Here is a 22,239-nt window from a genome sequence, read left to right as displayed (position 1 = left end):
GCGGGCGTCCCTCACGCGGCGGCACGCGGAGATCCTCCGCCTCCTCGCCGCCGCAGGGCCGAGCGGGCTGAGCGCCGCCCGGCTGAGCCGCGCGATCTACGGCGACGACGAGCACCAGGTCACCGTGCGCGCCGAGGTGAGCCGGCTGCGGCGGGCCGTGGGGGCGCTCGTCGCGGCGAGCCCCTACCGCATCGCCGAGGGCGTCCGGATCGTATGTGAGGAAGCGGAGCGGCCGCCGTCCCGACGCGCGGACGGGTGATACCTCAGGGTTCCTATGGCCTTCGGCATACGAATCATCGCTTTTCCTCGCCTTTCCCGGTATCCCACAATCGAGCCATGAGCACTCGCCCGTTGCCCGAGAGCGCCCAGGTCGTCGTCGTCGGCGGGGGCGTCATGGGAGCCAGCACCGCGTTCCACCTCGCCGAGGCCGGCGTGCGCGACGTTCTCCTCCTCGAGCGGGACGCTCTGGCCTGCGGCTCGACGTCGAGGTCCGCGGGCGGGGTGCGGGCCCAGTTCTCCGACGCGGTCAACGTCGAGCTCGGCGCGCGCAGCCTGCTCGCCTTCGAGCGCTTCGCCGAGCGACCGGGCGGGGAGATCGACCTCCACCAGGTGGGGTACCTCTTCCTCCACACCGAGCCCGCGGCGTGGGCTGCCGCGCAGGAGGCCGTCGCGATGCAGAACGCGCGGGGCGTCGCCACCCGGCTGCTCGGCGCCGAGGAGGCGGGCCGCCTCAACCCCGGGATCGTGACCGGCGAAGTTCTCGGCGCCACCTTCCATCCGCGCGACGGCTACTGCAGCCCCGAGAACGTCGTCCAGGGGTATGCCAGGGGAGCCCGCGCCCACGGCGCCACCGTCCGCACCGGCGTGGGCGTCACGGGCATCGAGACGTCGGGCGGCGAGATCACGGGGGTCATGACCGAGGGCGGCACGGTGCGCACGTCGACCGTCGTGTGCACGGCGGGCACGTGGTCCCGGGCGGTCGGGGAGTGGGCCGGCGTCGACCTGCCCATCGACCCCCTCCGCCGGCAGATCGTCGTGACCGAGCCACTGCCGGCCCCGCTCCTCGACGTCTTCCACGACCGGACGCCGATGACGATCGACGCGCAGTCCACGTTCTACCTGCACCGCGAGGGACCCTCGGTGCTCGTCGGCATGTCCTACCGGGGCGAGCGTCCCGGCTTCCGGCCCGGATTCAGCGACGCCTGGACCTCCGACCTGCTCGAGGCGATGGAACGTCGTGCCCCCGCGCTCCTCGACCTCGGCCTCGCCCACCGGTGGGCGGGCTACTACGAGTGCACCCCGGACCACAACGCCCTCATCGGCGAGGCACCCGCCGTCTCCCGCTTCCTCTACGCCGCGGGCTTCTCCGGCCACGGCTTCCTCCAGGGCCCGGCGGTGGGCGAGGTGCTCCGGGACCTCTACCTCGACCGGGAGCCGGTCATCGACGTGAGCACCCTGTCGGCGGACCGCTTCGCGGCGGGCACCACCGTCCTCGAACGGGCCATCGTCTGATCGGGACGGTTCCCATGCCGGGCCGACCGAACCCGGGTCTGCGTCATCGCAGCGGTGGTCCCCAGACGACGGTGTCGCGCAGCGCCGTCTTGACCAGCTTCCCTCCCGGGTTGCGCGGCAACGGCCCGTCGGCGACGACGAGGTACTGCGGAACCTTGAAGTCGGCGAGCTGCTCGCGGCAGTGGGCGAGGATGGCCTCGACCTCGGGTGTCGCCTCGCCGCCGTAGACCACCGCTCCGACCTTCTCGCCCATGATGTCGTCGGGCACGGCGAGGACGGCGGCCTCGAGCACGCCGGGGGCCGAGCTGAGCGCCGCCTCCACCTCGATGCTCGAGACGTTCTCGCCGCCCCGGATGATGATGTCCTTGATCCGGTCGACGATGTGGATGCGGCCCGCCTCGTCGACCCGGACGACGTCGCCGGTGTGCAGCCAGCCGTCGACGATGGTCTCGGCCGTCGTCTCGGGCCGTTCCCAGTAGCCGGTCGTCACGTTGGCCCCGCGCGCGACGAGCTCCCCGAGCTGCGGATCGTCGGCGGAGGGGACGACGCCGAGGTCGACCGACGGCACGGCATACCCGACCGAGTCGGCGTGGGCGACGGCGTCGCGGTGCGGCAACGAGGTGAGGAGGGAGGCGGTCTCGGTCATGCCGTAGCCGTTGAAGACCTCGGCGGCCGGGAAGGCCTTCTGGAGGGCCGAGACGAGGCTCGGCGCGATGGGCGCCCCGCCGTACCCGACCCACCGGATGGCCGACACGTCCGCGTCGGCGAACTCCGGCCGGCGCAGGATGAGCGCGTAGACGGCGGGGACCGTGACGATGAAGCTGATCCGCTCGCCGGCGATGGTCTCGATGAGCCGCACCTGGTCGAGGGCGGGCATGATGACCGACGCGCCGCCGACCTGGGTCGCGACGAGCAGCTGCGAGTTGCACCCGGTGACGTGGAAGAGCGGGACGGAGATGAGCGTCCGGAGGTCCTCGCCGACGTCGTGGGAGATCCCGAGGCAGCGGATCATGTTCTCCACGTTCGTCAGGAACGCCTCGTGCGTCGTCGGCACGCCCTTGGGGTGCCCGGTCGTCCCGGAGGTGTAGAAGAACGCGGCGACGTCGTCGAGCCCGAGGCCGGGCTCAGTGACGGGACCGCCGTCGGGCAGCGGCACGTCCGGGCCGAGATCGACCGTGACGCCCGCGTCGCCGAGGATGAACTCGACCTCGGGCTGCGACGACCTCGTGTTGACGGCGACGACGATCCCGCCGGCGATGAGCGTCCCCCAGAACGCGAGGACCCATCGGACGCCGGCGGGGTACCGCACGGCGACCCGGTCGCCCCGCTGCAGGCCCGACTCCCGCAGGCCTCCGGCGACCCGGGACGCGCGGTCCCACAGCTCCCGGTACGTCAGGCGCTCGCCGTCGATCTCGACGAGCGCCTCGGCGTCCGGCCGGGTGGTGACCTGATGCTCGAGCATGGCGACGAGCGAGACCGGCAGCTCGGCATACCGTGGCACGCCGTTCGCGTCGATGCGGACGCCGTCGCGGCCGAAGGGGTTCTCGTCACGGGGGATGACGACGACGTCGGTCATGCCGCGGCCTCTCCCGAGAAGTAGCGTCGTGGGTTGTCCACGAGCATGGTCGTGATCTGTTCCTCGGTGACCCCGCGCTCGCGGAGGGCCGGCAGGACGTCGTCGCTGATGTGCGTGAACTCCCACTTCGGGAGCAGCGCCTTGCGCGAGGCCTCGGGGTAGAAGTCGCTGTAGCACGAGGCGTCGTGGGCGAGCACCATCTGGCCGGCATACCCCTCGCGGGCCATGGCGGCCACGGTGTCGACCCGGTCCTCGAAGGGGCAGAAGACGTCGATGCCGAAGCGGTCCATCCCGAGGAGGGCGCCGCTCTCGGCGACCTCCTTGAGGTAGTCGAGGTCCGTCGTGTCGCCCGAGTGTCCGATGACGACCTTCGTGAGGTCGACGCCCTCCTCGCGGAGGACGCGCAGGGCGATGAGACCGGTGCGGCCCGCCGCGTGGGTGTGGACGGTGATCGGCGTCCCCGTCTCGACGTGTGCCTGCCCCACGGCCCGCAGCACCCGCTCGACACCGGGGGTGAGGGCCGGCTCGTCGATGGCGCACTTGAGGAGTCCCGCCTTGACGCCCGTCCCGGCGATGCCCTCGCGGATGTCGCTGACGAACAGCTCGACCATCGGGTCGGCGACGTCGAAGACGAGGCCGGGACCGCTGAAGTGGAACTGCATTGGCACGTCGTCGTAGGTGTACAGGCCGGTCGCGACGACGATGTTGAGGTCGACCTCGGCGTTGATCCGCTGGATCCGTGGGATGTACCGACCCAGCCCGATGACGGTCGGGTCGACGATCGTCGAGATCCCCCGGGAGGCGCACTCCCGGAGCTTCGCGACGGCGTCGGCGACCCGTTCGTCCTCGTCCCAGTGGTCGGGGTAGTCCGGATAGTTCTGACGGATCTCCGTGCCGATCGTGAAGACATGCTCGTGCATGAGGACCTGTCCCAGCGCGTCGACCTCGACCGGCCCCCGGACCGTCTCCACTGTTGTCATCGCGGGCTCCTTTGACCTCGACGCGTGTGTGGAGTCGTGTGTCGACCGCCACGTTGCGGTGTACCGTACAAGGAACCTGAACTCGCTGTCACGTTCAGGTTCACAGGTCGGCCGACGACGCCGCGACCCGGGTGGGCCGACCGCGGATCCGAGTCCCGAGGACGACCCATATGAAGGGTGGAGTAGTGAGCCGATCCGTTCCTGTCCCGCAGGAGCCGCCCCAGCTGCTCTTCGGCCTGACCGAGGGCCCGCGAGCCCTCTCCGAGTATGCGTGGTTCCTCGCGGTCCGGGAGTGGCTCCGGAGGCAGGGCGGGGACGGCGAAGGACGACCGGTGCTCCTCCTTCCGGGGCTCATGGCCGACGACTGGTCGACGGCGCCGCTGCGTCGCATCCTCGCCTCGTCGGGCTACGAGCCGTATGCCTGGGGGCTCGGCAGGAACATCGGGCCCACGCCGAAGGCCATCGCCGGCATGGACCGGTTGCTCCTGGAGATCCGCGAGGCCCACGGCCGGCCGGTCAGCCTCATCGGCCAGAGCCTCGGCGGGATCTTCGCCCGCGAGCTCGCCCGTCGGCACCCCGGCGTCGTCGAGCGGATCATCACCCTCGGGAGCCCGATCGGGATCTCCGACAGCCGCCAGTCGCGCGCGCATCAGACCTACGTCCGCCACGTCGACCAGCACCTGCCGGAGTTCGCCTTCGACACGTGGATCACGGCACCTCCGCCCGCGGTTCCGTCGACGTCGGTCTACAGCCGGTTCGACGGGGTCGTCCGCTGGGAGGCATGTCTCCACCCCGAGGACGACCTCAGCGAGAACATCGAGGTCGCGGCGAGCCATCTCGGGCTCGCGGTCCACCCGGCCGCCGTCTACGCCGTCCTCGACCGCCTCGCGGCGCCGCTCGACCCGTGGGCACGTTTTGAACGTCCGGCTTTCCTGCGACACTATTTCCCTCTCCCGAGTTACGCGGCCACGGCGTGAGAGTGGGCCGGGCCGCGCGAACGGGGTCGTGAGCACGGAAGGCGGAGCGCGGTCGGATGACGCAGTCGGTGGAACGGCAGAGCATCCTCGCGCCCCCTGCCGACGCGGCGATCTTCCTCGTCGTCCGGGTCGACCCCGGCGCTGAGCCGATCGTCCGCGACCTGTTCGCCGACGTGGGCGGCCTCACCCGGGCGGTGGGGTTCCGCGCGCCGGAGGGTGGCCTGACCTGCGTCGTCGGGATCGGTGCCGAGCTGTGGGACCGGCTGTACTCGGCACCCCGGCCCGCGGGACTCCACCCGTTCCGCCGGCTGGAGGGTGCTCGGCATACCGCCGTCTCGACACCCGGCGACCTCCTCTTCCACCTGCGGGCCCGGCGGATGGACCTGTGCTTCGAGCTGGCGGGGCACCTCCTGAACCGCCTGCGCGGGTGCGCCGAGGTCGTCGACGAGGTGCACGGGTTCCGGTTCTTCGACGAGCGGGACCTCCTCGGGTTCGTCGACGGCACGGAGAACCCGGTCGGTGACGCGGCGGAGGCGGCCGTGTTCGTCGGGGAGGAGGACGAGCGGTATGCGGGCGGGAGCTACGTCATCGTCCAGAAGTACCTCCACGACCTCGACACGTGGAACGCCCTGCCCGTCGAGGAGCAGGAGCGGGTCATCGGCCGGAGCAAGCTGAGCGACATCGAGCTGCCCGACGACGTCAAGCCGGCCGACTCGCACGTCGCCCTCAACACGATCGTCGACGAGAACGGCGTCGAGCACGACATCGTGCGCGACAACATGCCGTTCGGGTCGATCGGGTCCCGTGAGTTCGGCACCTACTTCATCGGGTATGCCGCGGTGCCCGACGTCATCGAGCAGATGCTCCGCAACATGTTCCTCGGCAACCCGCCGGCGAGCCACGACCGGATCCTCGACTTCTCCACCGCCGTGACCGGCAACCTGTTCTTCGTGCCCACCGTCGACCTCCTCGAGGACCCCGAGTCCGTCCTCGGGTCCGACGCGGGCTCCCACGCCGGACCCGAGGAGCAGTCCCCGTCCGGCGGCGGGGTCGGGCCGGGGTCGGCACTGGCCTCCGCTCCCTCGCCGGGTCCGGGGGGCTCGGCGGGCTCCGGGGCACCGCCGGACCTGGCGCCCGATTCGGGGTCCCCTGCAGTCTCGGCGTCCGAGCGACCCTCGACGTCCGCACCACCATCCTCCGGGTCCGAGCCGTCGACCGACGGCTCGCTGGGCATCGGCAGCCTGAAAGGACGAGCATCCTCGTGAACAACCTGTATCGAGCGCTGGCACCGATCACCGACGCGGCGTGGGCCCAGATCGAGGAGGAGGCGCGCCGCACGTTCACCCGCCATGTCGCGGGGCGCCGCGTCGTCGACGTGTCCGGCCCCGAGGGCACGGACCTCTCGGCCGTGGGGACCGGGCACGTCCGTGACCTGGAGCCCGCCGCCGACGGAGTGACGGTGCGGGTCCGGGAGGTGCAGCCCCTCATCGAGGTGCGGGTCCCGTTCACCGTGACCCGGGCGGCCGTCGACGACGTCGAGCGAGGGGCCGAGGACTCGGACTGGCAGCCCGTCAAGGACGCCGCCCGCACCATCGCCTTCGCCGAGGACCGGGCGATCGTCGAGGGCGTCGCGGCCGCCTCGATCGAGGGCATCGAGCCGGGCAGCTCCAACCCGCACCTCACCCTCCCGGCTGACGTCCGCACCGTGCCCGACGCCGTCGCCCAGGCGCTGAGCGCGCTGCGTCTCGCGGGTGTCGACGGGCCGTACAGCCTGCTGCTCTCGGCCGAGGCCTACACCGCGGTCGCCGAGATGACCGACCACGGGTACCCGGTCCTCGGCCACGTCGCCCGCCTCCTCGGCGAGGGCGAGGTCATCTGGGCGCCCGCCATCACCGGCGGCCTGCTCGTCTCCACGCGGGGCGGCGACTACCGGCTGACCCTGGGCCAGGACCTCTCGATCGGCTACCTCGCCCACGACGCCCAGACCATCGACCTCTACCTCCAGGAGTCCTTCGTCTTCCAGGCCTTCACGGCGGAGTCCAGCGTCGTCATCGACCCGGCGGCCCCCACCTCCTGATCACGGGCGGCCACCCGCTTCGGCCACCCCGACCGCCTGCGGACGCGCGGGTGGGGGCATCTGGTGACGTTGCCGTGGTCTCGGGTTACCTCGACTCCGGGGAGGCCCCGGGGGTGGAGGTATCTGGTGACGTTGCGGTGGTCTCGGGTTACCTCGACTCCGGGAGAGCTCCCGCGGGTGGAGGTACTTGGTGACGTTGCGGTGGTCTGGGGTGACCTCGACTCCAGGAGAGCCCAGTGGGTGGAGGTAAGCGGTGACGGTGCGGCGGCCTCGAGATATCTCGACTCCGGGGAGACCCCGTGGGGTGGAGGTATCGAGTGACGTTGCGGTGGTCTCGAGATATCTCGGCTCCGGGGAGCCGCGAGGCGTAGGACGTCGGTGCAGGTGGGTGACGGATCGACTCCGTGATGGAGTCGGTTACCTCGACTCCGGGGAGGCCCTGTGGGTGGAGGTATCGAGTGACGTTGCGGTGGTCTCGAGTTACCTCGACTCCAGCAGAGCCCAGTGGGTGGAGGTAAGCGGTGACGGTGCGGTGGTCTGCGGTTACCTCGACTCCGGGGAGGCCGCGGGGGGTGGAGGTATCGAGTGACGTTGCGGCCGCCTCGGGATACCTCGACTCCGGGGAGGCCCTGTGGGTGGAGGTATCGAGTGATGTTGCGGTGGTCTCGTGTTCCTCGACTCCAGGAGAGCCCAGTGGGTGGAGGTATCTGGTGACGTTGCCGTGGTCTCGGGCTACCTCGACTCCAGGAGAGCCCAGTGGGTGGAGGTAAGCGGTGACGGTGCGGTGGTCTGGGGTTACCTCGACTCCGGGGAGGCCGCGGGGGTGGAGGTATCTGGTGACGTTGCCGTGGTCTCGGGTTACCTCGACTCGGAGGAGGCCGTTGTGGAGGTATCGAGTGACGTTGCGGCCGCCTCGGGATACCTCGACTCCAGCAGAGCCCAGTGGGTGGAGGTACTTGGTGACGTTGCCGTGGTCTCGGGTTACCTCGACTCCAGGAGAGCCCAGTGGGTGGAGGTACTTGGTGACGATGCGGTGGTCCCGGGTTACCTCGACTCCAGGAGAGCCCAGTGGGTGGAGGTAAGCGGTGACGTCGCGGTCTCGAGTCACCTCGAATCGACGGGCCGGACCGGTCAGGGCGAGGTGGCCGCCAGCTTCTTCAACCCCGCCTCGAGCTCGTCGAGGACGGCGAGGGCGTCGCCGTACCCGCCGGGCAGGAAGTCGGGGATGGGCACGGTTCGCCCGGCCTTGACGGCGGCGAGGGCCTTGAACCCGGGCTGGGCGAAGAGCTGGGGACCCTTGTTGTTCGGCGTCCCGTCGAACGCGGCGTAGTAGCCGATGACGTCGCCGTCGGCGAGCAGGTCGATGTTCTCGTAGGAGACGACCGTGTTGCCGCTTCCCTTGATGCGGGTGCTCGCCGTCGCGAACCGGACGCCCGCGGCCGCGAGGATCGTGCCGGCGTCGGATGCCGGTCCGTAGAGCCAGAACCGGCCCGCGTCGAAGCCGCCCTGAAGGATGTTCCACGTGTATGCCGCGAGGACCGACGCGTGGTCCTTCCGGATCGCTGCGCTCCGGGAGGTGAGCCGCGATCGGAGGGTGGTGAGGGCGTCGAGCCGGTTGCTGGCGTCGGCCACCGTGTGGGCGGTCGCCTGCCACGTCGTCGCCGGGGCGATGACGGTCGGCGCGATCGCCGTCAGCTTGGCGTAGCTGTCGGTGTTCCACGTGTAGTCGACACCGACGATGAGGTCAGGGGTGAGGGCGGCGACCTTCTCCAGGTCGATCTCGCCCTGGGGACCGATCCTCGCCGCCTTCTCCCACCGTGCCCGGTATCTCGGCGAGACGTACTCCTCGCCCTCGTCGTACACCCCGACGGGGGAGAGGCCGACGTCGTAGAGGGTGGCCGTGGCATACGGGTTGATGGAGACGACATGGGAGGGGCTGGTCGGCACGGTGACCTGCCCCTTCACCGTGTCGACGACGCGGGTCCGGCGTGTCGGCGACGACGTGCCGGTGCCCTCCGCCGACGACCCGCAGGCGGACAGCCCGAGAGCGGTCGTACCGAGGAGCCCGCCGGCGAGCAGGTCCCGGCGGGTCACGCCGGGGCGGGTCACGGCACCGGCGATCCGTCGGCTGACGGCCACGCGTGCCGGGGTCGGATCAGCGTGGGGGCGTTCGAGGGTGGCGAGGGGCATGCTTCTCCTTGCTCGGGTGAGGGTGCCTGGCGCGGCCGCCGGCCGACGCGGTGGCCGACGATGGCGGCGTGCCACGCGGCACGGGACCTCCGCGCACCATCCACGGCGCGGCCGAGGCCTCGGGATCCGAGCCACGAGCAGGCAGAAGGTCAGCGAAGGCTTGCCTCACCACGCTAAGAGGGAGCGACGAGGTGGGCAAGGGGATCGAGCGCCACCTCGTGTCGGCTATGCGCCAGCCGCGGCGCGTGCGCGGGCCAGCCCGCCCCGACCGACCGAGGCAGCGTCGGACTTGGTCGAGCCCGCCGGGCCTGCCGGGCCTGCCGATCCGGCCACGCCTGCCGATCCGGCCACGCCTGCCGATCCGGCCGATCCGGCCGACCCGTCCGAGAAGTAGCCGGCCGGGGTGTGCCCCGTGACGCGGCGGAAGGCGGCGACGAAGGCGCTGGCACTGGCATACCCGACGAGGTCGGCGACCCGGGCGACGGTGTACCCCTCGGCGAGGAGCGCCAGGGCGGCCTGGAGTCTCGCGTGGACCCGCCACTGGGTGAACGTCATGCCGGTCTCGGCGAGGAAGAGCCGCAGGAGGGTGCGCGGGCTCGACCGCACGGCGAAGGCGAGCTCCTCGAGGCTGCGGTGGTCGGCGGGATCGGCGAGGAGCAGCTCGGCGACGTCCCGGGCGCGCGGGTCGGCCGGCATGGGCAGCTCGATCGCCGACGTCGTGACCGGCCGGAGGATGTCGAGGAGCACGGCTTCGGCGCGGATCCTCGGCTCCTCGGCGAGGTCGCCGGCCAGGTGCTCGATGAGGTGATGGGCCAGTGGCGAGACGGAGACGACCGTCGGCACGTCCCACACGGCGGGCACGCCGGCCGGGTCGAGGTAGATGCCGCGCATGACCGTCTCCCGGAGCGCCATCGTCGCGTGCCAGATGCCGCCGGGAATCCACAGCGCGAGGTTCGGGGGGAGCACCCAGCAGCGGCCGTCGGCCTCGACCATGAGGACGCCGGCGCTGGCCCAGGCGAGCTGGTGCTCGTCGTGGACATGGCGATGGAACGTCTCGCCGCGCATCATCTCGAAACGCTCGAGTCCGATCGCGCTCGTCGTCGGCACGGGGCACCACATCCTTCACGCGGTCGGTCGCTCACCGGCCAGGCATCGCTCTCGACGCCGGTCGCCCGTGCCCGCCACGGCTGGCGGGCTCTCGACAGGGGTTGGGCGGCCCGGCGCGTTCTCGTCAGAAGTAAGGGCATCCTAACGAGCAGTCCGCCGTCGGCGCGGTGCCCCTCGAATGTCGGATGTGGGATGAGCCACGGTCGCTTGTGGGGAAGATGGCCCGAGCCCTGACTCCAGCCGGCTTCCCCACGAGGCGTTCGCGAGAGTCCGGCCCGTCCGCAGCGGGTCCGCGCACTGACGGACGCGTGCCTGCTCGGTAGCGTCGGTCCTGTGCCGGACGAGGACCGCCTGTTGACCGCCGTGGACACGCTGTATGCCGTGACGCCGGACGAGTTCGTCCGCACCCGGACATCGCTCGCGGCGGCCGCGAAGTCGGCGGGCGACGCGGTCGCGGCGAAGGAGATCGCCACGTTGCGCCGTCCCAGCCTCGCCGCGTGGGCGCTCAACCAGGTGGCCCGTGAGGCGGCCGCGACCCTCGACATGCTGCTCGACGTGGGAGGCCGACTGCGGGAGGCGCAGTCGCGTCTCGACGCCGCGGCCATCCAGGACCTCCGCGCCGAGCGTGACGCGGCGGTCGACGCCTACGTCACGGCGGCGGTCGACTGTGCGTCCCGTCATGGGCGGAGCCTCAGCGCGGCGGCCCGGCAGGAGGTGCGGGACACGGCCATCGCGGCTCTCGCCGACGAGACGGCGGCCACGGCCGCGAGCTCGGGGCGGCTGCTCACCTCGTTGTCCTACAGCGGATTCGGGGAGGTCGACCTCTCCGACGCCCTCGCTCGGACAGGCCCACCGCTCCTGCGCGTCGCCCCGCCGGCGGACGAGGACGCCGCCGGCGGGGCGATGCGCTCCAACGCAGGGTCCGCCGGCACTGACGAAGGGTCCGGATCGCAGGCGCGGGCAGCTGGGAAGGCGGCCGGCGCACACGCGGCCCGGAAGGCGGCCGTCGATACACGGGCCGCCCGGAAGGAGGCGGCCGAGGCTGAGCGACGCGCCCGGGCCGAACGTGTGGCGTCCGCAGGACAGGCCCTCGAGGCGGCCGAGCGGGACGTCGAGGAGACCGAGCGGCTCCTCGTCGAGGCCCGGCGCGCCTACCGGCGGGCTGTCCGGGCCAGGGACGTCGCCCGCGACGCCCTGCACGCCGCCCGGGAGACATGATCGGTCCCGTCAGGGCGTCAGGGCGCGAGTGCCGGATGGCCAGGGGTGGTGGTGCAGAGGCCCCGATCGGGTGGCAGATGGCCTGGGTGGTGCGGAGGCCCCCATCGGGTGGCAGATGGCCAGGGGTGGGTGGTGCGGAGGCCCCGATCGGGTGCCAGATGGCCAGGGGTGGGGGTCGGTGGGGTGGTGCAGCGGCCCCGATCGGGTGCCAGATGGCCAGGGGTGGGGCTCGGTGTGGTGGTGCGGAGGCCCCGATCGGGTGGCAGATGGCCAGGGGTGGTGGTGCAGAGGCCCCGATCGGGTGCCAGAGCGCCAGGGGTGGGGCTCGGTGGGGTGGTGCAGAGGCCCCGATCGGGTGCCAGATGGCCAGGGGTGGTGGTGCGGAGGCCCCGATCGGGTGCCAGATGGCCAGGGGTGGGGCTCGGTGTGGTGGTGCAGAGGCCCCGATCGGGTGGCAGATGGCCAGGGGTGGGGGTCGGTGGGATGGTGCACACGCCCCGATCGAGACCCACGGAGTGGAGCCACACCGCGCGGCCTCAGCTCGCGAGGATGCAGTCGCCACAGACGGCCTCGCGTGAGCCGGCGATCCGGTAGATGAGGCAGCAGCTGCGCCGGCGGAACCCCGGCCCGGCCCGCAGCACCCCGCCCTCCACCTCGGGACGGGCGAGGAAGGCGTCGGCCGCGGCGCGCGCGGCCTCGGCGAGCTCGGGTCGGCTCGCGCCCACCATCGCCGCCGCGCTGTTCGCCGCGGAGGCCACGTTGCCCCAGGCGACGGACGGGCTGAGGGCATACCGGCGGGTCACGAGCCGGGTCAGGGCCTCGACGGCCGACCCGCCGAGGGGGTCGGGAGGCGCGTCGACGACGACACCGGACAGCGGCACCGGGCCACCGAGGACGTCCTGCCACCACAGGTCCTCCGGGGCGAGCGAGACGCTGTCGCGGCCGCCGGGAGCCTGGAGCGCTCGGGTGGCGACGGCCGGCGCGATGAGCCGGGCGACGATGCCGAGGTGGGCGACCGAGGCGGCGACCCGGCGCTCGACCGTCGCCGTCCCACCGGACCGATCGAGGAGGGCGGCCCGGACGCGGTCGACCCGGTCGTCGAGGACGGCGGGATCCTCCACGAGGAGGGCCAGCGGTCGCCAGGGAGGCGCCGGCGGAGCCCCCCTGTCGTGGAGCTCGACGGCGACGAACGGCCCGAGCCCGGCCAGCTCGGCGAGCAGATCGCGCCGAGCCGGCCGGGCGGGTGGAGTGCCTATGCCACCACCGCGGGCTCGCGCGCCTCCGCGCCGGCCGGTGCGGAAGCCTGCCGGCCGAGGAGCCGCTCCATCAGCGTCCCGAAGACGAGCGCGATCGTCGTCCAGATGAGGACCTGGTTGAGCAGTGAGTACCAGCGGAACTTCCACAGGACGTCCGCGTCGAACCCCGGGTAGACGATCTGGCCCGCGGTGTACGTGTGGCCGTCGACGGTGAGCGTCTTGCCGAGGGTGTTGACGATCGGCTGGGGAGTCTCCGTCGCTGCTCGCGGGAAGCCCAGCTCGTGCGCCACGGCGACGTTCGCGTGCAGGTTCCCCAGGGAGGGGAAGACGGCGAGGACGATCCCGAAGAGGACGAGGAATCCGACGCCGGCGATGACGACGGCGCCCACCCCGCCGAAGCGCGGAGCGAGTCGGTATGCGGCGAGGACCGCGGCGCCGAGGAGGATGAGCGAGAGCGCGACGAGGGTGAGGTAGAGCCGGCCGCGAGCCCCGATCGTGAAGTCGTGACCGATCGCGGGCGGGTTCGCGGGGTACTTCATGAAGGGCAGGAGGAAGATCCCGAGGAACCCGAATGCCGCGACGCACCACGCGAGGACGCGCGGTCGCACGCTCAGCCGGCCGTGGAGCAGGAGGAAGCCGACGGCGACGAGCGCGCCGAAGGCGACCGAGATGCCGATGATGCCGGTCGCGATGCCGATCGTGGACTGGATGGACCGGGAGAAGATCTCCGGACCCTCAGCCTCCGTCGGCAGGCCCGCGGCCTGGCGCAGGGCGTTGAGGATCTCGCCGCGGCCCGACTCGTAGTCGATGGCCTTGTCGACGAGTGGCTCGGCGAAGATGCGGGCGAAGACGAAGCCCAGCACGCCGGCGATGAGGCCGGCGAGGGCTCCGCGCCCGATGACGCGGATCTCCATGAGGTGTCCGACGCGGCGCTCAGTGGCAGGGGAAGCCGAGGAAGTGCCGCGAGTCGTGGACCCACTCGTGGATGACCATCGTCTTCCCGAAGACCGACGTCATCCCCTCGTCGACACCGACGAAGTAGTAGATGGCCAGGGCGAGGAAGACGGTGAGGGTGAGCAGCGCGACCCGCTTGCCCTGGGAGAGGGTGTGGGTCGAGACACCGGCGACCGAGGTCGATGAAGGTGCCGGGATGGCGGTCATGTGGAGCCTCCTTCGGGGATGATGCGTCCCCACGTGCGGACAAGCGACATGACGGCCAAGTGTCTGGCTCACCCGGGATCGTCCGGGCTCACAGTGGCGCAACCGCGCCGGGCTCCCACCGGCTTCCTCGCACCGTCATGTGGAATGAACTGTATTACCCCTCGCGAGAAACGCAATGCCCGGCCTCGGCCGGCCGCCCATCGGGCGACAGCAGCCAGCGCGCGAACTCGTTCATCCACGTGCGCGCGACCTCCGCCGTCAGCCCTTCGACGTTCTGCGCGCGCTGGGTGCCGAGCCCGTCGCTGTATGCCGCGAGCTTCAACGCGGTCACCTCGGGATCGACGCCGCGGAAGGTGCCGCTCGCGACGCCTCGCGCGATGACCCGCGTGCAGCAGGCCTCCCAGTGGCGGATCCGGTCGGCGTAGGCGGCGGCCATCTCGGGTCGGCGGGCGACGGCCGCCCAGTAGTCGGACCAGATGCGCCAGTGGGCCGCCACGTCGTCGGAGTCTCCGAAGAGGGAGGCGACGATGATCTCCAGGGCGCGCCACGGGTCGGGCTCGGCGTCGGCCGCGCGGACGACGTCCTCGTAGAACCGCTCCGACTCGGTGACGACGACGGCGCTGAGGATCTCGTCGACGCCGTCGAAGTGGTAGGTGACCGTCCCCAGCGAGACGTCCGCCGCCTTGGCGATGTCCCGCAACGAGGCGACCGCCAGGCCCCGCTCGACGATCACCCCCCGGGCGGCCTCGATGATCTGCGCCCGTCGCGCGGCCGGCGGGAGGCGGCGCCTGGTCATGCCGAGGTCCGGGGCACGTGGTCCTCGAAGCTCCGGTCCACGACCACCTCCCGAACCTCTCCGCGGACGGCGACGGCGCGCACGTGGTTCTCGACCCGGAAGGTCGTCGCGTCGCTCGTGACGATCGATCGCGTCTCGACCTCGGCGGCCCAGTCGTCGTGGGACAGGCGCATCCGCCAGCGCGACTCGGCCCGCGGCGACGCCGGGTCGTGCTCGCGGATGACGTACGTCTCCTCCGCCGACTCGAGGAACACGAGGCCGTCGGGATGCGTGCACGTGCCCCCGTAGCCGGGGTCGACGACGAGAGTCGTCTCACCGCGTGCCACGTCGTATGTGAGGAGACGCTCGGGCCGGGGCTCCTCGGCGTCCTCGGGCCGGGTCACGGCGAGCGGGCGGGCATGCTCGGCCTCGGGGAAGGAGACCGGCCGCGTGGTGTCCGGGACGAGGGGGAGGGTGAGGGTGGCGCGGCCGAGGTCGACGTCGAGGGTGTCGTCGACGCCGTGCGGCCACACCCAGGGCCAGTAGTGGTTGCTGAGGGCGACCCGGATGCGGTGCCCCGGCGCGAACCGGTACCCCGCGGCGACGAGCGGCACCTCGACGTCGACGTCCTCGTCGGGCGGCAGCGGGGTGACCCGGTCCATGCCCCCGCGCTTGAGGAGGTTGAGGACCCCGCGGCTGACGAGCGTCGAGGAGCCGTCCGGTGCGACGTCGCAGAGCCGGACGATGAGATGGCCCCGGTCGTGGGAGCTGCGGAGCCGGATCCGCAGACTGGCGCTGCCGAGCAGCTCCAGGGAGTCGTCGCCGACCGGCACGTCCACGCAGAGCGAGCGACCGTCCTCGGCCCGCTGGTCGGGCGGCAGGTCCGCGGCATTGCCGAAGGGGAAGAAGCGTCCCGAGAGCTGCCCGGTCGCCCACGGCGAGTGGACGAGGGCGCGGCCCGACCCGAGCGCGATCTCGTGGACGGGGGCGTCGTCGAGGTCCGCGACGCCGACCCAGCGCCCGGCGCGGCGCGCGGCATAGGGGGCTGGCCGCTCCGGCTCGTTGACCCAGGCACGCAGGAGGGGATCGTCCTCGACGCCGGTGTCGACGCCCCTGAGCCAGCGGTCCCACCAGCGCAGCGTCTCCTGGAGGAACCCGATGCCGGGTCCCGGCGCCACCTCGCGGTCGGGGTACTGGTGCGACCACGGGCCGATGATGCCCTTGACGGGCGCGTCGAGATGGCGCACGAGCCGCAGCACGGTGTCGCGATAGGGGTCGGCCCAGCCGCCGACGGCGAGGACCGCGGCCCGGATCGCCCCGTAGTCCTCGCAGACGCTGCCTCGTCGCCAGTAGTCGTCGCGCTCCTGGTGCCCGAGCCAGACGGGTGCGAGCGGACGCTGGTGCTCGAGGCGCTCGCGCCACTGGTCGACCCACGTGTCGCCGACGACCTCGGGTCGTGGGGGACGGGACGCGAAGGCGAGCATCGTGCCCGACCAGGCGGCCATGTCGATGCCGAGGACCGCCCCGCCGACGTAGTGGACGTCGTTGTCGTAGCGGTCGTCGGTGGAGCAGACCGTGACGATCGCCTTCAGCGCGTGCGGTGCGCGCTCGGCGAGCTGGAGCGCGTTGAAGCCGCCCCACGAGATGCCGAACATCCCGACGGCTCCCGTGCACCAGGGCTGGCCGGCGAGCCAGGCGATGACCGCCTCCCCGTCGTCGAGCTCCGTGGGGGAGTACTCGTCGTCGAAGAGACCCTCGGAGCTGCCCGTGCCGCGGATGTCGACCCGCACCGACGCATACCCATGGGCTGCGTAGTAGGGATGCCGCTCGCTGTCACGGACCGAGGTCCAGTCGTCGAGGCGGTAGGGCAGGTACTCCAGCAGCGCCGGGACCGGGCGACCCTCCGCGCCGGCCGGGAGCCAGGCGCGCGCATGCAGCCGGACGCCGTCGGGCATCGGGATCCACAGATCGCGGACCTCGATCGTCCCGCGATCGATGTCGACGAGCTTCATGCGTCGGTGTCCACCCCTTCGTCTGCCCGGACCTGGTGTCCGCCGCCGAGGTCGACGAGCGACGCCCGGGGGTCGATGGCGACGGGTTCCTCGTCGACGTCGCTGGCCGGCAGCTCAGTATGCCCGGGCTCGAGCACCGCTTCGAGGAGGGTGCGTGTGTAGGGATGGCGGGGGTCGGTGAACAGCCGGTCGGTCGGCGCGGCCTCGACGATGTGGCCGTCCTTCATGACGACGATCCGGTCCGCGATGCTGCGGACGACGGCGAGGTCGTGACTGATGAACAGGCAGGACAGCGCGTGCTCCCGCCGCAGCTCGTCGAGCAGGGCGAGGACGGCGGCCTGGACCGACACGTCGAGGGCGGTGGTGATCTCGTCGGCGATGAGCAGCGTCGGGCCGGCGGCCAGCGCACGGGCGATGCCCACGCGCTGGCGCTGCCCGCCCGAGAGCTGCGCGGGCACCCGCCCGGCGAACTCGGCGCCGAGGCCGACCTCGTCGAGCAGCCGGGCGACCCGCGCGCGGGCGTCGGCCCGCCCCGAGGCGAGACCGAACACCCTGAGCGGGCGGCCGACCGCGTCCCCGACGGTGCGTCGCGGGTTGAGCGCGAGGTCGGCGTTCTGGAACACCAGCTGCACCGCGCTCCGCACGGTGACGGTGCGGCGGGCTGCCGATCCGAGGAGGTCGTGGACCGTGCCGTCGGCGTCCCGGAGCTTGATGTCCCCTCGTTCGGTGTCGACGAGGCCGGCGAGGGCGGTCGCGACCGTCGACTTCCCGCTGCCCGACTCGCCGACGATCGCGACCGTCTCCCCGCGGCGCAGCTCGAGGTCGAAGCCGCGGACGGCGAGGTTCGGAGCATGGGGGTAGCGGATGTCGACGCCCCGGCAGCGCAGGATGACATCGTCGTCGAGGTGGTCGCGGTCGTCGGGGAGGGGCACCCCGTGGATCCGGGGGGCCGCCTCGATGAGCATCCTCGTGTAGTCCTCCTGCGGCGAGCTCATGATCCGCGCGGTCGGTCCCGACTCCACCGGGCGGCCCGCGTTCATGACGAGGACCTCGTCGGCGACGGCCGACACGACACCGAGGTCGTGGCTCACGATGAGGACGCTCATCCCGAGGTCGGAGATCAGGTCGTTGACGAGGGCGAGGACGGCGGCCTGGGTCACGACGTCGAGGGCGGTCGTCGGCTCGTCGAGGACGAGGATCCGCGGTCGCGTCGCGACGGCCATGGCGATGGCCACCCGCTGCTGCTGCCCGCCGGACAGCTCGTGGGGGTACCGCCCGCCGATCGTCTCCGGCGACGGGAGTCGAACGAGCCGGAACAGCTCCTCGACGCGGTCCCGCTGGGCCGGCAGCCCGTGGACGAGGAGCGCCTCCCGCACCTGCGCTCCGACCCGCATCGACGGCGTCAGTGCGTGGCCGGCGTTCTGCGCGACGAGAGCCACCTGCTCGCCGCGCAGCCGGCGCAGCGACTCGCCGTCGAGGGCGAACACGTCGTGGTCCAGGACGGTCACCGTGCCCGCGTCGATCGCCGACCCGTCACGCAGGTGACCGAGGAGGGCGCGGGCCACGGTCGACTTGCCGCTCCCGGACTCGCCCACGAGCCCGAGCGTGCGTCCCGCACGCAGGCTGAAGGAGATGTCCTCGGCGACGACGACGCGGTGGCCCGAGGCCTGGTAGGAGATCGTCAATCCCTCGACGACCGCCGTCGGGGACGGCGCGGTCGGCGCTGAAGGCATCGTCGTCATCAGAGGACTCCTCGTCGTGCGCGGTCGACACCGAAGTACTTGCCGAGGCCGTCGGCGGCGAGGTTGAGCCCGACGACGAGCAGCGCGAGGGCGCAGATCGGGGCGACCGTGCCACTGGGTGCCACCGTGACGGCCGTGCGGTTCTCCTGGATCATCAGGCCCCAGTCCGGCGTCGGGGGGTTGACGCCGAACCCGAGGAAGGACAGCGTCGAGACGAGGAGCACGACCCAGGACGCGCGCATCGCGAACTCGACGAGGACGGTGTCGAGGATGTTCGGGAGCACCTCGCGCCCGATGATGGGCAGGGAGCGCTCTCCCCGCGCGCGGGCCGCGGTGACATAGCCCGAGGACAGCACGGGCCGGGCGGCGCCTCGGACGACCCGGGCGACCGCCGGGACGTAGACGACGGCGATGGCCAGGACGAGGACGGGCAGGCCGTTGCCGAAGACCGAGACGATGAGCAGCAGGGCGAGGACGGCCGGCACGGCGAGCACGGCGTCCAGGACACGCGTGATGGCGCCGTCGACCCAGCGGCCGTAGAACGCCGCGAGGGAGCCGATGAGGGTGCCGGCCACGACGGCGGCGGTGGTCGACAGGGCGGAGACGAGGAGGGCATACCGGCCGCCCTCGATGGTGCGCGACAGGATGTCGCGGCCGTACTGGTCGGTGCCCAGCCAGTGGCTCCAGCTCATGCCGGCCAGGGCGTGGGCGGAGTCGGTGGCGACGGGGTCGTAGGGGGCGATCCACGGGGCGAGCACCGCGATGAGCACGGTGAGCCCGACGAGGAGCAGCCCGACCCGGGTCCCCGTCGACAGCCGGGACACGAAGCCCCTCGTTCCGGTGAGGCGTGTGGCGAGGGTCATCCCGAGACCTCCTCGAGGGTGGGGCGACGGCGTCGGCGCCGCGCCCGGTTGAGGGTGCGCTGCCGCGGGTCGGCCGCCAGTGCGGTGAGGTCCGCGGCGAGGTTCACCAGGACGTAGATGAGCGCGCTCAGCAGGGCGATGGCCTGGAGCACCGGGAGGTCCCGGGTCGAGACGGAGTCGATCATCAGCTTCCCCAGCCCGGGATAGTTGAAGACCGACTCGACGACGACGACCCCGCCGAGGAGCCAGGCGACGTTGATCGAGATGACCGGCAGCACCGGCAGGATGGCGGTCGGCACGACGTGGCGCCACAGCAGGCGCCGGCGGGGGACGCCCTTGAGCTCGGCCGTCGTCGCATACTCCGTGGCCAGCCCGTCGATGGTGGAGGAGCGCATCGCCCGGATGATGTATGCCGCCATGGCCACGACGAGGACGACGGCCGGCAGCACCGCCGCCGAGGCCAGCTCGGAGAACGAGGCGGCCGAGCCCCGGAGCACGACGGCCGGGAAGACCGGGATGGCGATGGCGAACACGAGGACGAGGACGGTGGCGACGACGAACTCCGGGATGCTCATGGCGACGAGCGCGACGACCGAGATCGTCGAGTCGGTCGCCCGGCCCCGGCGGGCGCCGGCGAGGATCCCGAGGAGCACGGGGAGCGTGACGCCGACGATGATGGCGGGCACGGCGATGAGCAGGGTGTGCGAGAACGCGGTCCAGATCGTGCTGGAGACCGACTGCCCCGACACGAGGGAGGTCCCGAAGTCGCCGGTGGCGGCGTGACCGAGCCAGCTGGCGAAGCGCTGCCACACGTTGGCGTCGAGGCCGAGCTGCTTGCGCAGTGTCGCCACGGCCTCGGGCGTCGCGTTCTGCCCGAGGAGCTGCTGGGCGACGTCGCCGGGGAGGGCCTGGACCGCGAAGAAGACGAAGAACGCGGCGAGGAACAGGGTGACGACCGAGGTGGCCAGTCGGGTCGCGACGAGGCGGATCATGGCTCACGCCTCCTTCAGGCCGAGGGACAGGTAGTCGAACTCGAACCCGTACTCCGAGTAGTTGACGACATTCGTCGACAGCCCCACGAGCCGGTCGCCGAACACGGGGGTCATGTCGGCTCCGTCCTCGATGATGAGCCGCTGCGCGTCCTGGTACTTCTGTCGTCGGGTCGTGTCGTTGGTGTCCGCACGGGCCGCGTCGAGGAGCCGGTCGAACCGCGGGTTGGACCAGGCGGACTCGTTGTAGCTCGACTTGGACCGGAAGATCTGGTTGAGCAGCTGATCGACCGGGCGGCCCGTGAACCAGTAGCTGACCATGAGCGGACGTTGCATCCAGATCTGCGTGTAGTAGGAGTCCGCGGCGACGTTCGTGATCTGCAGTCGGATGCCGGCCTGCTGGGCCTGGGCCGCATAGGCCGTGGCGATGGGCGTGAGGTTGGGCTCGTAGGCGGAGGTGTAGATCCGCGTCCGGAAGTTCTCCCGGCCGAGGGTCCGCAGGATGCTGCGCGCCTTGTCGGGGTCGTGCTCGCGCTCCAGGTCGAGCCAGTCCTTCAGCTGGGGTGGGACGGGGTTGTCCCACCCCGCCGTCCCGGTGCCTTGGATGGCGGTCGAGAGGATGGCCCGCGGGTCGTAGGCGAGCTTCATCGCCTGCCGCATCCGTGGGTCGGAGAACTCCTTGCTCGTGGCGAGCATCGGCATGGTGTACCACTGGGCGTTCGCCACGCGGGCCACCGTCGTGCCGGAGGATCCCGCGACGACGCGGGCGGTCGGGTTGTCGAGGTTGGTCTGGGAGAGCAGGTCGACCTGGTGGGCCAGGAGCGCGTTGACGCGAGCGGAGGTGTCCTGGATCGAGAAGAAGTCGATGCGGTCCAGGGTCGCCCGTCCGCCGAAGTAGTCCTCGTTCGCGTGGACCGAGCCCGCCCCCGCCGGGGCGAAGCCGTCGAGGACGAAGGGGCCCGTGCCGATCCCCGTCCGCCCGATCGTCGAGGCGGAGCCCTCGGGAATGATGTAGCACTGGTATGCCGTGAGCAGCGAGGGGAACTCGGCGTTCGGGGTCTTCAGCCGGAACCTCACCGTCGTCGCGTCGACGGCGTCGACGCCCTTGATGAGCTCGAGCGGACCGGCCTGGGGCGACGCGGTCTTCGGGTCGAGGATGTGGGAGATCGTGTACCGGACGTCGCGGGCGGTGAGGGCGCGGCCGTCGTGGAACCGGACCCCGCCACGCAGCCGGAAGCTCCAGGTCGTCGCGTCCGCGTCGGACGACCAGTCGCTCGCGAGGTCCGGGACCGTCTGTCCCGCCCGGTCGAGCCGGACGAGGCGGTTGTAGAGCGCACCGAGGTACTCGTAGGCCGACAGCGAGCTGGCCGGGTCGAGGGTCTCGGCGGCGCTCGCCGCAGGACGGGCGATCCGCAGGGTGCCACCACGTCGCGGGGTGCCGGTCGCGGCCTGCCTCGGCACCTGGAGCGGAGGGGCGCCACAGGCCACGAGGCCGAGCGTGGCCACGCTGCCGAAGGCCCCGGCGAGGAGCGTCCGGCGATCGATCGACGGGCTCATCCGATCCTCCTGCCTAATCGTTCACGCGAACGATTAGGCAGGAGGATAGAGCACTCGGAGGCGTTTGTGAAGATCTCCAGGAGGGGAGCCGGCCCGGGGACACCCCGGACTCCCGCGACGGCGGATCCGTCGGATCGACCGGTTCCGCGGCGGGGCACGCCACGGGACCGGGCGGGTCAACCCGTCCGGACGACATCGGTCTCCGCTCCTGGGCCGTCGCCCGGCGGCCGGCCTCCGACGCCGGCGG

20 protein-coding genes and 1 riboswitch are annotated in these 22,239 nt (G+C 71.9%); of the genes, 7 read left to right on the top strand and 13 right to left on the bottom strand.

What is annotated here, in order from left to right; translation table 11 throughout:
• Window positions 1-259, top strand: a 259-nt coding sequence (locus tag BN12_RS15535) for a helix-turn-helix domain-containing protein (RefSeq protein WP_048553872.1), incomplete at its 5' end; no start/stop codon positions are given.
• Window positions 260-336: 77 nt separating this feature from the next.
• Window positions 337-1,512 carry an NAD(P)/FAD-dependent oxidoreductase gene (locus BN12_RS15530; protein ID WP_048553868.1) on the top strand — a complete coding sequence of 392 codons (1,176 nt, stop codon included), beginning with the start codon at window positions 337-339 and terminating at the stop codon, window positions 1,510-1,512.
• Between the two features lie 43 nt (window positions 1,513-1,555).
• Here the strand turns inward: BN12_RS15530 and BN12_RS15525 are convergent, their stop codons facing one another.
• Together BN12_RS15525 and BN12_RS15520 are read right to left on the bottom strand one after the other, a co-directional pair.
• On the bottom strand, window positions 1,556-3,088 hold the full coding sequence (locus BN12_RS15525; protein ID WP_048553867.1) for a class I adenylate-forming enzyme family protein: 1,533 nt from the start codon (window positions 3,086-3,088) through the stop codon (window positions 1,556-1,558).
• Window positions 3,085-4,068: a phosphotriesterase family protein gene (locus BN12_RS15520; RefSeq protein WP_048553866.1), complete on the bottom strand. Its 984-nt coding sequence runs from the start codon at window positions 4,066-4,068 to the stop codon at window positions 3,085-3,087. The genes BN12_RS15525 and BN12_RS15520 overlap by 4 nt, the downstream gene beginning before the upstream one ends.
• Window positions 4,069-4,253: 185 nt before the next feature.
• On the opposite strand from BN12_RS15520, the gene BN12_RS15515 reads away from it, so the two are divergent.
• The 4 genes from BN12_RS15515 (at window position 4,254) to BN12_RS15500 (ending at window position 7,711) form a co-directional block, all read left to right on the top strand.
• On the top strand, window positions 4,254-5,045 hold the full coding sequence (locus BN12_RS15515) for an esterase/lipase family protein (protein WP_048553864.1): 792 nt from the start codon (window positions 4,254-4,256) through the stop codon (window positions 5,043-5,045).
• Between the two features lie 56 nt (window positions 5,046-5,101).
• The gene (locus BN12_RS15510; RefSeq protein WP_048553862.1) at window positions 5,102-6,310 is read left to right on the top strand and encodes a Dyp-type peroxidase; all 1,209 of its coding nucleotides are present in this window, start codon (window positions 5,102-5,104) and stop codon (window positions 6,308-6,310) included.
• Window positions 6,307-7,122, top strand: coding sequence for a family 1 encapsulin nanocompartment shell protein (locus tag BN12_RS15505; RefSeq protein ID WP_048553857.1), 816 nt, complete (start codon window positions 6,307-6,309; stop codon window positions 7,120-7,122). The genes BN12_RS15510 and BN12_RS15505 overlap by 4 nt, the downstream gene beginning before the upstream one ends.
• A 388-nt stretch (window positions 7,123-7,510) precedes the next feature.
• Window positions 7,511-7,711 (top strand): hypothetical protein, encoded by a 201-nt coding sequence (locus BN12_RS15500; protein ID WP_048553855.1) that lies wholly within the window; start codon window positions 7,511-7,513, stop codon window positions 7,709-7,711.
• Window positions 7,712-8,253: 542 nt separating this feature from the next.
• Here the strand turns inward: BN12_RS15500 and BN12_RS15495 are convergent.
• A complete protein-coding gene (locus tag BN12_RS15495) occupies window positions 8,254-9,312 on the bottom strand; it encodes an ABC transporter substrate-binding protein (RefSeq protein ID WP_048553854.1) in 1,059 nt (352 codons plus the stop codon).
• A 225-nt stretch (window positions 9,313-9,537) separates the two neighbouring features.
• The gene (locus BN12_RS15490) at window positions 9,538-10,419 is read right to left on the bottom strand and encodes an AraC family transcriptional regulator (RefSeq protein ID WP_200901230.1); all 882 of its coding nucleotides are present in this window, start codon (window positions 10,417-10,419) and stop codon (window positions 9,538-9,540) included.
• Between the two features lie 333 nt (window positions 10,420-10,752).
• Between BN12_RS15490 and BN12_RS15485 the strand changes: the two genes are divergently transcribed.
• Window positions 10,753-11,637, top strand: coding sequence for a hypothetical protein (locus tag BN12_RS15485; protein ID WP_048553853.1), 885 nt, complete (start codon window positions 10,753-10,755; stop codon window positions 11,635-11,637).
• A gap of 536 nt (window positions 11,638-12,173) precedes the next feature.
• On the opposite strand, the gene BN12_RS15480 is transcribed toward BN12_RS15485, so the two are convergent.
• The 9 genes from BN12_RS15480 to BN12_RS15440 form a co-directional block, all read right to left on the bottom strand.
• Entirely contained in the window at window positions 12,174-12,758 is a 585-nt protein-coding gene (locus tag BN12_RS15480) for a (2Fe-2S)-binding protein (protein WP_200901229.1), read from the bottom strand.
• 131 nt (window positions 12,759-12,889) lie between these two features.
• Window positions 12,890-13,807: a CbtA family protein gene (locus tag BN12_RS15475; RefSeq protein WP_048553851.1), complete on the bottom strand. Its 918-nt coding sequence runs from the start codon at window positions 13,805-13,807 to the stop codon at window positions 12,890-12,892.
• A 19-nt stretch (window positions 13,808-13,826) separates the two neighbouring features.
• A complete protein-coding gene (locus BN12_RS15470; RefSeq protein ID WP_048553850.1) occupies window positions 13,827-14,054 on the bottom strand; it encodes a CbtB domain-containing protein in 228 nt (75 codons plus the stop codon).
• Between the two features lie 36 nt (window positions 14,055-14,090).
• A riboswitch (cobalamin riboswitch) is annotated at window positions 14,091-14,206 on the bottom strand.
• A gap of 2 nt (window positions 14,207-14,208) precedes the next feature.
• Entirely contained in the window at window positions 14,209-14,850 is a 642-nt protein-coding gene (locus BN12_RS15465) for a TetR/AcrR family transcriptional regulator (protein WP_048553848.1), read from the bottom strand.
• On the bottom strand, window positions 14,847-16,841 hold the full coding sequence (locus BN12_RS15460) for a CocE/NonD family hydrolase (RefSeq protein WP_048553847.1): 1,995 nt from the start codon (window positions 16,839-16,841) through the stop codon (window positions 14,847-14,849). Before BN12_RS15460 ends, BN12_RS15465 begins: the two co-directional genes overlap by 4 nt.
• Window positions 16,838-18,583 carry a dipeptide ABC transporter ATP-binding protein gene (locus BN12_RS15455; protein WP_157635523.1) on the bottom strand — a complete coding sequence of 582 codons (1,746 nt, stop codon included), beginning with the start codon at window positions 18,581-18,583 and terminating at the stop codon, window positions 16,838-16,840. The genes BN12_RS15460 and BN12_RS15455 overlap by 4 nt, the downstream gene beginning before the upstream one ends.
• Window positions 18,583-19,446 (bottom strand): ABC transporter permease, encoded by an 864-nt coding sequence (locus tag BN12_RS15450; protein ID WP_048553845.1) that lies wholly within the window; start codon window positions 19,444-19,446, stop codon window positions 18,583-18,585. The genes BN12_RS15455 and BN12_RS15450 overlap by 1 nt, the downstream gene beginning before the upstream one ends.
• Window positions 19,443-20,438, bottom strand: coding sequence for an ABC transporter permease (locus BN12_RS15445; protein WP_048553843.1), 996 nt, complete (start codon window positions 20,436-20,438; stop codon window positions 19,443-19,445). Before BN12_RS15445 ends, BN12_RS15450 begins: the two co-directional genes overlap by 4 nt.
• Window positions 20,439-20,441: 3 nt before the next feature.
• Window positions 20,442-21,992 (bottom strand): ABC transporter substrate-binding protein, encoded by a 1,551-nt coding sequence (locus tag BN12_RS15440; protein ID WP_083454685.1) that lies wholly within the window; start codon window positions 21,990-21,992, stop codon window positions 20,442-20,444.
• Between the last annotated feature and the right edge of the window lie 247 nt (window positions 21,993-22,239).

The organism is Nostocoides japonicum T1-X7 (genome assembly GCF_001046855.1).
Taxonomy (GTDB): Bacteria; Actinomycetota; Actinomycetes; order Actinomycetales; family Dermatophilaceae; genus Nostocoides; species Nostocoides japonicum.
This window is presented reverse-complemented; position numbering and strand designations above follow the sequence as displayed.

Excerpts from the sequence above, each read along its gene's own strand:
- BN12_RS15530 (WP_048553868.1), top strand. The coding sequence starts at position 337 with ATGAGCACTCGCCCGTTGCCCGAGAGCGCCCAGGTCGTCGTCGTCGGC.
- BN12_RS15525 (WP_048553867.1), bottom strand. The coding sequence starts at position 3,088 with ATGACCGACGTCGTCGTCATCCCCCGTGACGAGAACCCCTTCGGCCGC.
- BN12_RS15520 (WP_048553866.1), bottom strand. The coding sequence starts at position 4,068 with ATGACAACAGTGGAGACGGTCCGGGGGCCGGTCGAGGTCGACGCGCTG.
- BN12_RS15510 (WP_048553862.1), top strand. The coding sequence starts at position 5,102 with ATGACGCAGTCGGTGGAACGGCAGAGCATCCTCGCGCCCCCTGCCGAC.
- BN12_RS15495 (WP_048553854.1), bottom strand. The coding sequence starts at position 9,312 with ATGCCCCTCGCCACCCTCGAACGCCCCCACGCTGATCCGACCCCGGCA.
- BN12_RS15475 (WP_048553851.1), bottom strand. The coding sequence starts at position 13,807 with ATGGAGATCCGCGTCATCGGGCGCGGAGCCCTCGCCGGCCTCATCGCC.
- BN12_RS15470 (WP_048553850.1), bottom strand. The coding sequence starts at position 14,054 with ATGACCGCCATCCCGGCACCTTCATCGACCTCGGTCGCCGGTGTCTCG.
- BN12_RS15465 (WP_048553848.1), bottom strand. The coding sequence starts at position 14,850 with ATGACCAGGCGCCGCCTCCCGCCGGCCGCGCGACGGGCGCAGATCATC.
- BN12_RS15460 (WP_048553847.1), bottom strand. The coding sequence starts at position 16,841 with ATGAAGCTCGTCGACATCGATCGCGGGACGATCGAGGTCCGCGATCTG.
- BN12_RS15455 (WP_157635523.1), bottom strand. The coding sequence starts at position 18,583 with ATGACGACGATGCCTTCAGCGCCGACCGCGCCGTCCCCGACGGCGGTC.
- BN12_RS15450 (WP_048553845.1), bottom strand. The coding sequence starts at position 19,446 with ATGACCCTCGCCACACGCCTCACCGGAACGAGGGGCTTCGTGTCCCGG.
- BN12_RS15445 (WP_048553843.1), bottom strand. The coding sequence starts at position 20,438 with ATGATCCGCCTCGTCGCGACCCGACTGGCCACCTCGGTCGTCACCCTG.
- BN12_RS15440 (WP_083454685.1), bottom strand. The coding sequence starts at position 21,992 with ATGAGCCCGTCGATCGATCGCCGGACGCTCCTCGCCGGGGCCTTCGGC.